General features: G+C 38.9%; 12 protein-coding genes. 8 read left to right on the top strand and 4 right to left on the bottom strand.

Annotation, left to right across the window (positions count from 1 at the left end; genetic code table 11):
* The first annotated feature begins 533 nt into the window (after positions 1-533).
* From NC797_RS17255 to NC797_RS17245, 3 genes are read left to right on the top strand one after another with little or no spacing between them, the layout of a single operon-like run.
* Positions 534-1,730 carry an MFS transporter gene (locus NC797_RS17255; protein WP_272438065.1) on the top strand — a complete coding sequence of 399 codons (1,197 nt, stop codon included), beginning with the start codon at positions 534-536 and terminating at the stop codon, positions 1,728-1,730.
* A gap of 15 nt (positions 1,731-1,745) precedes the next feature.
* On the top strand, positions 1,746-2,033 hold the full coding sequence (locus tag NC797_RS17250; protein WP_272438064.1) for a hypothetical protein: 288 nt from the start codon (positions 1,746-1,748) through the stop codon (positions 2,031-2,033).
* Positions 2,034-2,081: 48 nt separating this feature from the next.
* The gene (locus NC797_RS17245) at positions 2,082-4,049 is read left to right on the top strand and encodes a tripartite tricarboxylate transporter permease (RefSeq protein ID WP_272438063.1); all 1,968 of its coding nucleotides are present in this window, start codon (positions 2,082-2,084) and stop codon (positions 4,047-4,049) included.
* A 95-nt stretch (positions 4,050-4,144) separates the two neighbouring features.
* Here NC797_RS17245 and NC797_RS17240 read toward each other — a convergent pair whose 3' ends face one another.
* Together NC797_RS17240 and NC797_RS17235 are read right to left on the bottom strand one after the other, a co-directional pair.
* Positions 4,145-5,119: a tripartite tricarboxylate transporter substrate binding protein gene (locus NC797_RS17240; protein WP_272438062.1), complete on the bottom strand. Its 975-nt coding sequence runs from the start codon at positions 5,117-5,119 to the stop codon at positions 4,145-4,147.
* Positions 5,120-5,246: 127 nt separating this feature from the next.
* Complete coding sequence (locus NC797_RS17235) at positions 5,247-5,864, bottom strand: YitT family protein (protein ID WP_272438061.1); 618 nt, start codon at positions 5,862-5,864, stop codon at positions 5,247-5,249.
* A gap of 374 nt (positions 5,865-6,238) precedes the next feature.
* Here NC797_RS17235 and NC797_RS17230 point away from each other — a divergent pair, with 374 nt between their 5' ends.
* The 4 genes from NC797_RS17230 to NC797_RS17215 all read left to right on the top strand — a co-directional run bounded on the left by NC797_RS17230 (position 6,239) and on the right by NC797_RS17215 (position 12,288).
* Positions 6,239-7,309: a branched-chain amino acid aminotransferase gene (locus NC797_RS17230; protein ID WP_272438060.1), complete on the top strand. Its 1,071-nt coding sequence runs from the start codon at positions 6,239-6,241 to the stop codon at positions 7,307-7,309.
* A 309-nt stretch (positions 7,310-7,618) separates the two neighbouring features.
* Positions 7,619-8,548, top strand: coding sequence for a manganese-dependent inorganic pyrophosphatase (locus NC797_RS17225; RefSeq protein WP_272438059.1), 930 nt, complete (start codon positions 7,619-7,621; stop codon positions 8,546-8,548).
* Between the two features lie 357 nt (positions 8,549-8,905).
* Positions 8,906-10,510, top strand: a complete 1,605-nt coding sequence (locus NC797_RS17220) for a bifunctional metallophosphatase/5'-nucleotidase (RefSeq protein ID WP_272438058.1) — start codon at positions 8,906-8,908, stop codon at positions 10,508-10,510.
* Positions 10,511-10,677: 167 nt separating this feature from the next.
* Positions 10,678-12,288, top strand: a complete 1,611-nt coding sequence (locus tag NC797_RS17215) for an acyl-CoA synthetase (protein WP_272438057.1) — start codon at positions 10,678-10,680, stop codon at positions 12,286-12,288.
* Between the two features lie 161 nt (positions 12,289-12,449).
* On the opposite strand, the gene NC797_RS17210 is transcribed toward NC797_RS17215, so the two are convergent.
* Positions 12,450-12,893: a hypothetical protein gene (locus NC797_RS17210; RefSeq protein ID WP_272438056.1), complete on the bottom strand. Its 444-nt coding sequence runs from the start codon at positions 12,891-12,893 to the stop codon at positions 12,450-12,452.
* A gap of 298 nt (positions 12,894-13,191) precedes the next feature.
* Here NC797_RS17210 and ilvA point away from each other — a divergent pair, with 298 nt between their 5' ends.
* Positions 13,192-14,451 (top strand): threonine ammonia-lyase IlvA, encoded by a 1,260-nt coding sequence (gene ilvA, locus NC797_RS17205; protein ID WP_272438055.1) that lies wholly within the window; start codon positions 13,192-13,194, stop codon positions 14,449-14,451.
* A 42-nt stretch (positions 14,452-14,493) separates the two neighbouring features.
* Here the strand turns inward: ilvA and NC797_RS17200 are convergent, their stop codons facing one another.
* Positions 14,494-14,931: a YaiI/YqxD family protein gene (locus NC797_RS17200; protein ID WP_272438054.1), complete on the bottom strand. Its 438-nt coding sequence runs from the start codon at positions 14,929-14,931 to the stop codon at positions 14,494-14,496.
* Between the last annotated feature and the right edge of the window lie 247 nt (positions 14,932-15,178).

Raw genomic sequence — 15,178 nt, 5'->3', positions numbered from 1 at the left:
AAAAACGGCAGGTTTTTTGGCAAATAACGGCCTCTCAGTCCGCAAAACACGCGAAAACCACGAATTATAGACGAATAAGGGCCTGTGAGTCCGCTAAAAATTCTAAGCGGACTGAGAGGCCCTTATTTTCAGAATTTTCGTGGTAGACGGACTCACAGGCCCTTATTTTCAGAAAATCCCATGTTTCCGTATTTAAGCGAATACACAGGCCGCATAATACGAAAACACACGTGATTTTTCACATAGTGAAATCACGTGTGTTATTTTGATCCAACGCAATTTGAAACCCATTATTTCCCTTAATATGTATTCAAATGTATAGAGAGAATTACGTATTTTTTAACATTATTATACCATGCTATTTACAGAGTAGTTTTGTTCGATATGTCGCCAAATTTGAATGATGAAATATGACGGGGCTATGTGGTCATCGAATACATCATGAAAAGAAAGAAAGGAGCGTGAACTGAACATTGTCAAAACAACCAAAAAACGGATTAGTCATTGCAGCAATCAGCTCCATTCCACTTATCATGACGCTAGGGAATTCGATGTTAATTCCAATACTTCCAAAAATGGAATCAAAATTGAATCTTAGCTCCTTTCAAGTTAGTTTAACCATTACAATTTTCTCTGTTGCAGCCGCAGTATCCATTCCGATTCTTGGTTATTTATCAGACCGCTTTACAAGAAAGATCATTATTGTTCCCGCGCTTATTTTATATGGTTTAGGTGGATTACTTGCAGGACTTGCTGCAGCATGGTTTGATAATGCCTTTACTTGGATCATTGTTGGCAGAACCCTACAAGGCATTGGTGCAGCAGGTACAGCGCCGATTGCAATGGCTTTAACTGGAGACCTGTTTAAAGGAGGAGATCAAAGTAAAGTTTTAGGATTAGTTGAGGCCTCGAATGGATTTGGTAAAGTGCTGTCTCCAATAGTAGGATCACTGCTTGCATTGCTATTTTGGTTCGGACCATTTTTCGGTTTTCCAGTGTTTGTTTTGGTTTCCGTATTGTTAACAGCTTTTTTTGTCAAGGAAAAGAAGAAGAAGGTGTCTCCACTTCCACTTGGAAAGTATATGAAGGGTCTCTTTACCGTTTTCAAACACGAAGGGAGATGGTTGCTTACAGCTTACATGGCAGGTGCAACGTGTCTGTTCACTCTATTTGGGATTTTATTCTATATTTCAGATGTTTTAGAAACCGACTATAATATTGATGGCGTTTTAAAAGGAGCCATTTTAGCTATTCCACTGTTGTTTCTAATGACAACATCGTTTATAACAGGGAGCAAAATCGGTAAAAATTTAAAGGTAATGAAAAAATTAATTGTAATCGGTTTGTTGTTCATGACTGCATCTTTTGCTGTATTAGTTTTCTTTACAAAGCTTGTTCCATTTTTGGCGATCCTTGCCATAAGTAGTATCGGAACAGGTTTGGTACTTCCTTGTTTGAACAGTTTAATAACAGGTTCCGTTGGTAAGGCAAGAAGAGGGTTTGTTACTTCTTTATATGGATCCGTTCGATTTCTCGGTGTGGCAGCTGGCCCTCCTGTCTATGGGTGGCTAATGGATTGGTCCAGGACAGGCATGTTTTTAAGCACTGCAGGACTTACCCTATTCGTTGCACTATTAAGCCTACTTTTCATCCATGTAAAAGATCAAACCTCTAATAAGGATGAAGCAAGCAATACACTATTTTCAAAATTACAGTTAACCTCGGAGTAGAAAGGTGGTAAACAAGTGCAAATTTACTTCTCACCAGAGTTTTTAAAGGAAGATGCGCAAGTATTAAATATTGTGGATGACAATAATAAACCAGTTGGGTATATGGCATTTTTAATGGAACAAAAAAAGATGTATGTCTATGGGCAACTAGAAGACGAGGGAGTGTCAGAAGACTTTAAAGATTTGGTTAAACCATATTTACAAGGATTAACGAAACTAAAGCCTGATTTAGAAGTATATTCGTATCTCTCTGTTGGAGGTACAAAGGTTCAATTGGATAATGAGGACGATAACACAAAATAAGTCATAGGTGAATAACATATTCTAGTCTAGAAAACTGGGGGATAGGATATGGAATTTCTGTGGCAAATATTTGAATGGAATAACTTAATCGCTTTGTCTTTTGGTGTATTTATTGGAATAGTAGTTGGAGCCTTACCAGGATTAACACCTACAATGGGAGTTGCATTAACCATCCCATTTACTTTTTCACTGGGACCTACAGAAGGATTAATTATATTAGGTGGTATCTTTTGTGGGAGTGTATACGGAGGATCCATTCCAGCAATTTTGTTCAATGTCCCTGGAGCACCGGCAAATGTGGCCACAACCTTTGACGGCTATCCAATGTCGAAGCAAGGTAGAACAAGAAAAGCGTTAGAGCTTACCACTATTTCCTCTGTGGTAGGTGGTCTCTTTGGAATGCTCATCCTTTTGTTTTTCGCTCCTATTTTTGCCGAATTTTCATTAGAATTTGGCCCATCAGAAAACTTTTGGGTCGCTATTTTTGGATTGACCGTAATTGCAGCAATTTCAGAGGGCACGATCTCTAAAAATCTAATCGGTGGCGGAATCGGTGTTCTTCTTTCTTTCATTGGAATTAGTACTGTTACTGGTACAGCCCGTTTTACATTTGGGATGGAAAGTTTTATTGGCGGGCTCAATGTTGTGGCGGTTCTCATCGCTCTTTTTGCATTTCCCCAAGCACTTCGCTTAATCGAAGGACTTTCATCAAAAAATCAAACCCATGTACAAAAGTGGAAAATGGAAAAGTCAACGATAAGAGAATCATTTGGGGAAGTGTTAAAAAAACCGAAGTCCGTTAGTTTAGGAAGTACCATTGGAGCCATTATCGGTGTCATTCCAGGTGCTGGTGGTAACATAGCAAGCATTATCGCATACGGAGAAGCGAAGCGTTTTGCAAAAAATAAGGAAAATTTCGGAAAAGGGGAAAAGCAAGGTATCATCGCCTCTGAAAGTGCAAATAATGCAATGGTTGGTGGTGCACTTATCCCACTTTTGACTTTAGGTATTCCAGGTTCTCCCACTGCAGCTATTTTCTTAGGCGGACTACTCATACATGGAATTTGGCCAGGAAGAAACCTATTTGTGGATAATGCAGGTGTAGCCTATACATTTCTTTACAGTATGGTTGCAGCCCAAATTCTCTTATTGTTTCTAGGATTACTTCTAATCAAACATATGACGAAACTTTCTCATATTCCGCCGTACATTATGGCACCAGTCATTTTGTCTTTTTCCATTATAGGTGCATACACAATGCAAAATAGCTTGTTTGACGTCTACACTGTTATTGTAATCGGATTGATTATGTTTGTTTTACAAAAACTTGACTTTTCGGCGGCTCCGATTGCATTAGGTTTTATATTAGGCCCAATAGCTGAAGAAGGATTACTTCAAGGAATCCAAGTAGGTGCAGCAAAAGGCGCTACATTTTCTTATTTCTTTACTGGTGCATGGAATATAGGGTTATTTACATTGGTTTTTCTTACTGTTACGTTCGCTTTAATGAATGGAATAAAAGGTAAAAGTGGAAATGAGACATTAAGAAGCAAAATTGCTTGGAAAAACCTGTTTTCTTGGACTTCGCTTTGTTGGCTGTTCACTGGTCTACTTACCATTTCTTCTATTGTATTTGTAGATCGCTTAGAGCCTATGCAAAAAATAATGCCGAAGATGACGTTAATTTTTATGTTCATTTTGATTGTTTTTGAGTATTTGAAGAACCTAAGAATTAAAAATGAAGTTCGCTCAGTCGGAGAAAAATTCCCTTTATCTGTTTACCTATTTATTGGAGTGATTTCCATCATCGGCCTTTTAATAGGAGTAATTGGTTTTTACGCCCAAGTTTTTATTCTGATGATTTCGGTTCCCCTTTACGTTTATCTTAAAAAATGTGCTACTGTTCGATTATTGAAAACATGTGTGGTGGCGATTTCGTTTACGTTTATCCTGTATTTTGTTTTCACGATAATTGTTAAAGTTCCTCTACCAGCATCCTCTCTATTTTACTTTTAAGAGGATGTTCAATAAGTCATCAAATGATAAGCTGCGCATCTTTTTGAACACGCACTTTAAGCCATGAATAAGGAAAGAGCGCGAATGCTCTTTCCTTATTTTACAACTCCAATTGATTTAAGTAAATCTTTGTATTCGTCTGAACGTGCTTCTAAATCTTTGATCACTTCTTGTCGGTTCATTACGAGTAAGTCTGCACCAGCCTTTTCCATATCTTTTACAAAGTTTTCATCTTTTAAAATTTGCAGAAAGGCCTTCTCCAATTTTTTAATAATTTCTTCAGGAGTTCCTTTTCTAGCTGCAATTCCTCGATCCGTACTCATGATTACTTCTGGATAACCTTGTTCTTTAAATGTTGGAATACTTGGATCAAATGGATGGCGTTCTTCTGATGCAATACCGAGCGGGCGAACTTGATCACCTAATCTGTAGATATCCGAGAGATTTCCAGAAATGACATCGGTATGCCCACCAAGTAGGGAAGAAATGGCTTCAGAAGATCCTTGGAATGGGACATCTTCCACATCAATTCCTGCCGCATTTTCTAACAACAATATGGCTAAATGCTGGCCAACATATTTACCAGCATTTCCAATCGTAATCGATCCTGGAGAAGCTTTAGCTCTTTCAATTAAATCATCGAGTGATTGAATATCGCTATCCTTTTTGACGGCGAACACAGTAGGATCTCCACCCCAGTTTACAATTGGCTCAAACGTATCTAGTTGAAATGCCGTGTCATTCACAAGTGGTTGTGTAATTATATGGGGTAAGTTGTATGCTGCTAGTGTATATCCATCAGGTTTAACCTTGGAAAAGCTATTCCAGCCTACTTGCCCCCCGCCACCAGGTTTATTTACGATCACTAATTCTTGACCAAGGTATTGCTTGGCGTATTTTGCTATAATTCTTGCTTGTGTGTCAGTAGCTGCTCCAGGAGTGAAGGAAACGATCATCTGGACGCTTTTGTTTGGGTACGTATCTTCCGTATTTGATTGGCCTGAACAACCAGCTAATAATGCCACAAGAATAATGAATGAAACAGACACTAAGATAGTTCGCTTTATCATAGATGTACCTCGCTTTCGATGTAGTCACTCTGATAATATGCGAACAACAATACATTTAAATGTTGTCCATGTCATCTTCTTTTTTTCTCACATAAAAATGATGATGAATCCATTGAAAGTTCTTCCATTACTTCTTTCTCCAATGAATGACAGGTGGAAAGATCGGTTGCATTTTAAAATGATACACAATATCTACTACTCTTGTTGAAATCCATTGGGAAAAAACAGCGAGAATGACAATTCGCCAATCTATGATGGAGCCTGTTAAGAGAAAGATACATCCATTTAGGATTAATAAGGGTCTCCCAGGTGCGATTTTTCGTTGGGTTGCTACAATAAGTGCAATAACACCCATTCCACCATTTGAGACACCTTGCCTAAGTAAAATCCCAATTCCAAGCCCGAGAATCATGGATCCTACGATAACATCAAACCATACATTTGTGATCGACAGGGGCATTTCTATTTCAAACAGATGAATACTAATAGACGTTATCGTGATGCCAAACATTGTGCCGATCGCACTCGCATTACCAAGCCAATAAATTGCGGCAACAAGTAGGGTGAAATTAACAAACCAAAGTGCAAAGCTTAATGGGATATCAAACCAATAATTAAGTAAGACAGCAATTCCACCAGCCCCACCTGAAGGAATGGAATGTGGAAACAAAAATAACGCCATTGCCATACCTTGAATAAACCCACCACACGCAACAAGCATAAACGCTTTGTTCGTATATCTCATGATTGCCTCATTATGATCCATGTATGTCGTTTCGTATAAGTTGTATCGTTATATGTGATCATCCAATTTCTCCTCACGCAAGTTGTGCCCTTAACTTGTCCTCTTATATTCTATTAGGTACAAAGAGAAATATGATGGATGTTTTCTGGGAAATGGACAAGATAATTATTTCCGAGGAAAGCGCAATTTCCGACTTGTTTGGTCAAAAAATAGAATGGCATTAAATATTGTTCAAACGTTTGTTTAAATTTTAAAGCGGGTTTGTTGTTATAAACTTTTCTTTTTTCAAGTTGTTTGGTTTGTATAAATAATCGTGTTTATAATAGAATATAATTTACAGATAATTTTGATTATACATTGAAGGAGATTTTGCTATGGGGTCCATTCCAATAACATTGAGCAGCGAAAAAAAGAAAAAACCGAATCAAGACCAATTGGAGTTTGGGAGAACATTTACAGATCATATGTTTGTCATGGATTATTCAAATGAAAAAGGGTGGTATAATCCTCGCATTATGCCGTATCAGTCCATCACGCTAGACCCAGCGGCCATTGTTTTTCATTATGGTCAGACCGTGTTTGAAGGGCTTAAAGCATATTTGACCCAAGACGAAAAGGTGCATTTATTTCGACCAGAAAAAAACATGGAACGCTTAAATCGGTCAAACGATCGTCTTTGTATTCCTAACATTGATGAGGAATTTGCGATAGAAGCAATTAAAAAGCTCGTCCATCTTGAGAAGGATTGGATTCCGTCAGCACCAGGGACTTCGTTGTACATACGACCATTTGTCATTTCAACAGAGGCCTATATTGGGGTGGCACCATCCAAAACATATCAATTTATCGTGATTTTATCTCCTGTAGGTGCTTATTATAAAGAGGGGATTAACCCAGTTAAAATTGCCGTAGAAAGCAAATACGTCCGCGCTGTCCCTGGTGGAACTGGTGAGGCAAAAACAGGCGGAAATTACGCAGCTAGCTTAAAGGCACAGGAACTAGTCGCGGGTAGTGGATATGCTCAGGTTTTATGGTTAGACGGTGTCGAGCGGAAATATGTAGAAGAAGTAGGAAGTATGAACGTATTCTTTAAGATTAATGGGGAAATTGTGACCCCTTCGTTAAATGGTAGTATCCTTGAGGGTGTTACTAGAAACTCGGTTATTAAACTATTAAAACACTGGGGATACACCGTAAATGAGCGCAAGATTGCATTTGAGGAAATATACAATGCACATAAAGATGGACAACTAGAAGAGGCATTCGGAGCTGGTACAGCAGCTGTTATATCGCCAATCGGTGAATTTTCATGGAATGAACATAAACTCGTAATAAATAATGGAGAAACTGGAGAAGTTTCAAAAAAGCTTTATGACACTTTAACCGGAATACAGTATGGTACAGAACAGGATCCGTTTGATTGGATCGTAGAAATAAACGATTAAAGAGGATGTTCAAAGCAGGTTCAACCTATTCTATTTTGAGTGTGATTCTTCTTAATGAAGACACACTCGTTTTAATTTTAAAATGGTTTTAGGGTTTTAGACCCCCACCTCTAAGCGAAGCGTAGGTGGAAACTTCCAATCAGGTGGAGTCGAGACTCCATCTGATTCCCCAATGTTTCAGCTTGCTGAAACGAGTTCGCTTGGAGGAAACTTGGCATAAATGTGTGATACAATACATAATGAAAATTCAATATAGATATTGAACATGTAGAAACAGTTGAACAAGCACTTAAAGGAGAGATGTATACGATGACAAAAACCTTAATATTCGGACACAAAAATCCTGACACAGACACAATTTGCTCTGCAATTGCCTATGCTGCGTTAAAAAAGGAGTTAGGCGATGAGGTTGAACCGGTTCGGTTGGGAGAAATAAATGGTGAAACAAACTATGCACTTAATCAATTCAATGTACCGTCACCTCGATTCGTTCAGTCCGTATCAAATGAAGTAAGTGAGGTTATTTTGGTTGATCATAATGAACGCCAACAAAGTGCTGATGACATCGACAATGTGAAAGTGAAAGAAGTGATTGATCACCATCGCATTTCAAACTTTGAAACGAGCGATCCTTTATACTATCGAGCTGAACCTGTTGGCTGTACCGCAACAATCTTAAACAAACTGTATAAGGAGCAAGGTGTTACGATTCAAAAGGATATAGCTGGACTTATGCTTTCAGCGATCATTTCGGATTCACTTCTATTCAAATCACCCACATGCACAGAGGAAGATATAACAGCCGCACATGAGCTTGCTCGAATTGCTGAGGTTGATCCACAAAGCTATGGTCTTGAAATGCTAAAAGCTGGTACAGATCTTAGCAGTAAAACAGAGGATGAGCTTATTTCTCTTGATGCAAAAGAATTTACAATGGGTGCAAAGAAAGTGGTAGTTGCCCAAGTCAATACAGTAGATACGGAAGAAGTGTTAATACGAAAAGAACAACTAGAATCAGCTATTAAAAATACAGTTGACGAAAAGTCGCTCGATCTGTTCGTGTTCGTGATTACAGATATTTTAACGAGTGATTCAACGATCCTCTCACTCGGTGATGACGCTAAAGCAGCCGAAACCGCTTTTGGTGTGAAGCTAACCAATAATACTGCTGTTTTAAAAGGAGTCGTTTCACGAAAAAAACAGATTGTTCCACAATTAACCGAGGCCCTGCAAGGCTAAACGAACGTTATCCATATAACCCCATTGAATTGGGTGACTTATGGTGCTATAATTAAGAAGCGATGAGCTTATTTGTGTAAGACGAAGAACATGCCTTTAGCAACGTCGAATGTGGTCGACGGTTCTTCGCCACAAATCAAAAAACGCCTGCATGATGCAGGCGTTTTTTCTATTGTCAGCGCTGGTATGCTAAAATTTTGGCCATAGTGCGTGGGGGCTAACGTCAATAGGTAATTTGAACGAATGATAAATAGTAGATTTAATGCATTTGTCTAGTAGATGATTTTTAAGAGGCCATGTTATGATAACAAAGGGATAACCCTATTTTTCATTCTACAATAAGGAGAGGAAGATAATATGAAAAGGAAAAGGATACTAACAAGTGCTGCCATAGCATTAAGTGTAACGCTTGCCATTGGGGTGCCTTCTAGTGATGCCAAGCCTGTTTCAAAGGATCTAGATCGTACAAATAGAGGTATTGATGTGCAGCTATTAGGTGTAAACGACTTTCATGGTCAGATTGATACATACCGAACAATTGGCGGAAGAAAGGCCGGTGGTGCCGAATATTTGTCCGCATATATTAATGAAAAAGAGAAAGAAAATAAAAACACATTACTTGTCCATGCTGGAGATATGGTAGGAGCGAGCTCTCCAACATCATCTCTTTTACAGGACGAACCAACAGTTGAAATCATGGATGAAATGGGATTTGATATTGGAACATTAGGAAACCATGAATTTGATGAAGGAGTAGAGGAATTAAAGCGCTTAATTGACGGTGGCAGTCATGACGTAACAGGGGATTTTGCTGGAGCATCTTTTCCTTATATTGCTGCAAACGTAGTCGATAAAACAACAGGTGAAACGATTCTTCCTCCATATGCGATTGAACGAGTAAATGGGATGCAAATAGGGTTTGTAGGAATAATAACGCAACAAGCGAAAAATGCTATAATACCGAGCGCAATTGAGGATGTTCGATTTACTGATGAGACCGAGGCGATTAATAAAGCAGTTGCAGAACTCAAAGAAAAAGGAGTAAAAGCGATTGTTGTATTGGCTCACGATCCAGTTGATTCTGATAAAGATGGATCAAACGCAAGCGGTGAAGCCGTCGAAATTGCTAATTCGGTAGATGATGAGGTAGACATTATAATAGGTGGACATAGCCACAGATATGCAAATACGACAGTAGACAATAAACTATTAGTGCAATCCTATTCATATGGCACTGCTTTTTCTGACATAGATTTGGTGATCGATCCGAAAACAAAAGATATTGTAGAAAAGTCAGCCGAAATCATAACAACATACCACGATGGAATAACGCCTGATCCAACCGTTAAACAAATGGTAGAGCAATATCAAGAAGAAGTAGGACCATTAATAGATCGTGTCGTTGGTGAAGCTGCTGAACCGATTACTGGCAATACAGATAAAAGTGGTGAATCTGCATTAGGCAATCTCATTGCTGATTCCCAGAGACAAGCAATGGGAACTGATTTTGCATTTATGAATCCTGGTGGAATTCGGGCAGATCTAGATGCAGGAGATATCACTTGGGGCGAGCTATTTACCATTCAACCGTTTGGAAATACCCTTGTTGAAATGACGTTTACTGGAAAGCAAATAAAAGAGGTATTGGAACAACAATTCTATGAAGGTGGAAACACCATTTTACAAATATCTGGGCTTCGTTATACGTGGGATCCAGATGCTCCGATAGGCGATAAAGTGCGTAATTTAACGGATCAAGAAGGTATAGCTATACAATCTAATAAGGAATATACAGTCACTGTAAATAACTTCCTAGCTTCAGGTGGAGATGGCTTTACCAAATTTACCGAGGGGACAAATGAAGTTATTGGACCTGTAGATTTAGATGCAATTGTTACGTATATCGAACAACAAACAACCCCAATTGCCGCACCTAACACAAATCGAATAAATGTGAATTAAAACAGTGGAAGATAAGGCATGCCTTATCTTCCTTTATTTATTTGGCCGAGATCACCCTATAAAATGCTTAAAAGTCTACCTTGATGTTTTGAAAATTCTGAATTATAATGAAAGTGGTGCTTATATGAAAGCATTTACATAACACTGATCGAAAAAGGAGTGTAGTGATGGATCCCCATACAATGGATGACTTAGGAAACAAGCTACAACGAGCTAATCGAAATACCTTATCCGATTTACTTGCTAGAACTCGTGATCGAATGCCTAATAAGTTTGCGCTCGCTTATAACAACCATCGTGTGACATACGAGCAGTTAGATGATGTAGTGAATCAAACTGCACATGCTTTTTTAGAAAATGGAATTAAAAAAGGGGACATGGTCACAGTCATGTCCAAGAACAGCTTAGACTTTGTTGTCGTTAACTTTGCATTAACGAGAATTGGTGCTGTTATGATTCCAATTAACTACATGCTCAAGGAAGAGGATGTTCAATATATTATCGAGCATGCAGAAGTTACAGGATTCATTGCCTCTGAGGAATATGCGCCTGTTCTTGACAGAGCTGCTGGGGGATATAGCGGAAAGATTACACATCGATATTTGATGGATGTGGACGCCTCTTATACAGTTTCTGATCATTTATCGACATGGGAAACGTTGGCACATATCCGTAAAGATCAACCAACCTACTTTGTTGAAGCTGAATTAGATGATGAGGATTTGGCACATGTACTGTATACAAGTGGTACCGAATCCAGACCAAAAGGTGTTATGCTATCCCATAAAAGCCTTGTTAGTGAGTATGTAAGCTGTATCATAGACGGGAAAATGGATACAAACGATATTGCCATTCACGCATTACCGCTTTACCATAGTGCACAATTACACGTTTTCTTAGGTCCAAGCATATACCTTGGTTCAAGTGGGATTATTTTAGGTCAGGCAAATCCACAAATTATTCTACAGACAATTGAAGAACAGAAGGCTACACAATTGTTTTGCCCACCAACTGTTTGGATTGGACTTTTACGTCACCCGGATTTTGATAAAAGGGATTTATCTTCCTTGGAAAAATGTTATTATGGTGCTGCCATCATGCCAATGGAGATTCTAAAAGAATTATCGGAAAGATTACCCCAGGCAAAGTTTTGGAATTTTTATGGACAAACAGAAGTGGCACCGCTTGCTACTGCATTACAGCCAGAGGATCAGCTTAGAAAGCTTGGATCTGCAGGAACCCCATCATTAAATGTCCAAACTAGGATTGTAGATGAGGAAGATCATGAAGTTCCAAGAAACGAAATAGGTGAGATTGTGCATCGTACCCCACATGCGATGAAGGGCTATCTGCACGATCCAGAAAAAACCGCCGAAGCCTTTCGTAATGGCTGGTTTCACAGCGGTGACCTAGGCGTTATGGATGAGGAAGGTTATATTACCATCATTGACCGTAAAAAAGATATGATCAACACGGGTGGTGTTAATGTATCAAGTAGAGAAGTGGAAGAAACAATTTACCAAATGATTGGTGTATCCGAGGTTGCTGTTATTAGTATTCCAGACCCTTATTGGATCGAAGCGGTAACCGCTATTATTGTTCCTAAGGATGGAGTACAGCTAACCGAAGATGAAGTTATTTCATTTTGCAAGTCTAAATTGTCTACGTTTAAAGTACCCAAATACGTTGATTTCACGGAAAGCCTGCCGAAAAACCCGAGTGGTAAAGTGCTCAAACGCTCTTTGCGTGATCAATATCAAACACTGAGTGAGAAATAGACCACTATTATTTTTATGAAATTTACAAAAGGCTTAACGCAAAGAGATAAAGCGTTAAGCCTTTTTGAAAAAAAACTTCTTCTATTACTGCGTATTACTGTATTGTTATCCACATGTCTAGTATGGACATACGTGTCATAAAAGTGCTGACGGTTGGCTCGTTAAAATAAGTCAGGATCGTATTCACCGTAGCCAGGTCCTATTCCAGGGTAACCATACCCACCATAACCAGCTCCAGGGAATCCGTAGCCGCCAAATCCTGTTCCTGACCCATAACCACCAAATCCAGGGCCAAATCCCAAGCCTATTCCTGAGCCATAGCCTATTCCAGTCCCATAACCAGGACCATATCCACCAAATCCTGGTCCAAACCCAGCGCCAGGACCATATCCACCACCAAATCCTGGTCCAAAGCCACCACCGGGACCATACCCACTACCAAATCCTGGTCCATAACCAGGATATCCATTATGGTCAAGCATTTCTGCACCAATGTAACCTAATCCCAATCCAATAAGCCCTGTTTCAACAGGGCCTAAATGTCGATTGTCATTGTACGCATTCTGAGGTGGTAGATGACTTCCAGGATAAAATTTCGGATGCATAATATTTCTCCTCTCCTGTTTTTAGTGCATCTGTTATTTGGTTTTACACCCATAGCTTATGGAGGATCGTCTGCATATGAAACGGACATTCACCCATATCCTTAATAAATGATAAAAAACAGTCTATGTAGTTATTTTTTCGTGATAATTCCTTGTAACAATGTGATGAACATGGTATCCTTAGTTTTACGAATTATCTAACTATTCGTTTTCGAAACAATTTTAGTTTAATAGTTTAAAAACAGACTGACTTGTGTTAGGGTTGTGCTAATCATTTTCAGCAGGAAGGATACGAGGTATGAATACAAAGGTGAAAACAATCGATATTAAAGACATTATTATTGCACATCAAATGTTAAAGGACATTGTCGTAAAAACACCACTTCAGAAAGATACCATTTTATCTGAACGCTATGATTGTAATGTTTATTTAAAAAGAGAGGATTTGCAGGTTGTACGCTCATTTAAACTAAGAGGAGCCTTCAACTTAATGCAAAGCTTAACTCCTGAAGAATTAGAAAATGGGGTTGTATGCGCGAGTGCTGGAAATCATGCACAGGGTGTGGCCTATTCATGTAAGGCACTTGGAGTGAAAGGGAAGATTTATATGCCCACCACAACTCCAAGGCAAAAAGTATCTCGGGTAGAGTTTTTTGGCGGACCTTTTATAGAGATTATTTTAATAGGGGATACATTCGATGATGCCTATCATGCTGCTGTTCAGGTTTGTGAACAACATAACATGTCATTTATTCACCCATTTGATGATTATCGTACAATAACTGGACAGGGAACAATCGGGCTTGAAGTTTTAGAAAGCATGGAAGAACCTATCTCTCATATATTTATGGGAATTGGTGGGGGAGGCCTTATTTCTGGGGTTGGCTCCTATATGAAAAGTATTAGCCCAGAGACAAAGGTCGTTGGGGTAGAACCCTCGGGTGCACCTGGAATGCATCAATCACTCAAACAGGATGAAGTCGTTACATTAGATAAAGTTGACAAGTTTGTGGATGGTGCAAGTGTGAAACAGGTTGGTAAGCTTACCTTTGAAATTGGAAAAGAGGTCATTGATGACATTGTCCTTGTTCCAGAAGGTAAAATAAGCTCGACCATTGTGAATTTATATAGCGAAAATGCAATTGTAGCGGAACCAGCAGGTGCTCTGCCTGTTTCAGCCTTGGACTTTTATAAGGACCAAATTAAGGGAAAAAATATAGTATGCATTATTAGTGGCGGAAACAACGATCTCGATCGCATGCAAGAAATTAAAGAACGGTCGTTAATCTATGAAGGTTATAAACACTATTTTATTGTCAATTTTCCACAACGAGCTGGCGCGTTAAGGGAATTTATGGATGATGTCCTTGGTGAAACCGATGATATTACACGGTTTGAATATACGAAGAAAAACAACCGCGATAAAGGACCCGTACTAGTTGGAATTGAGCTAAACGATAAACGCGATTATGAACCATTGATCGATCGAATGAACAGGAAAGGGTTTACTTACATTGAAATTAATAAGGATCAAGATTTATTTAATTTGTTAATATGAAAAGCAATCAAAACTGGGGGCCACTGGCTTCCAGTTTTATATTCAAGAAAGCTTTTGAACTAAAAGTTCTCTAAATTTCTCTCGATCTATGTCTGCCATTGCTTTTGGCCCCTTTGTTTTATGGCCTCCACGACGTGCTTTAGCACTGTAGTGTCTTACAGTAAGTAGAGAGTCTATGTTGTCTTTCGTATAGGCAAAGCCCTTATGATGTAAAACAGTACACCCTTTTCCCAGTGCAAGGGAGGCAAGACCATAGTCCTGAGTAATAATGATATCACCTTTTTTTGCCAATTGCATGATACGGTAGTCTGCCGCATCTGCACCTGTATCAACATAGATGGTGGTTACTCCTTGAGTATCCTCATTAGGTGAAAAGTGAGAAAAACTTTTTACTAATGTGACTGGAATATTCGTTTTCTTTGCTTCTTCCAAAACGATTTCTTTAACAGGGCACGCATCAGCGTCAATATAGATATTCATGAAATCACCTTTACTTTTTAGATCGTATTTTTTTATCTTTTTACGGGCGAGAAGACCCCCACTTCAATTATGTGAAGGTGGGTAACACCAATAATAAGTGGGGGATGAATCGCCCCTCCGGAAGGAGATGAAATTTCTTGACTTAGAACATTTGTTCTGATAAAATTTAATTATGAAGGGAAAGGAGAATGGCGATGGGCACAAAAACGTACTTCTCTAATCGAGTCTATAAAAACAAGATTGCCGT

The organism is Terrihalobacillus insolitus, assembly GCF_028416575.1.
Taxonomy (GTDB): Bacteria; Bacillota; Bacilli; order Bacillales; family Amphibacillaceae; genus Terrihalobacillus; species Terrihalobacillus insolitus.
The sequence above is the reverse complement of the archived record's forward strand: the minus strand, read 5'-3'. Positions and strand labels throughout refer to the sequence as shown.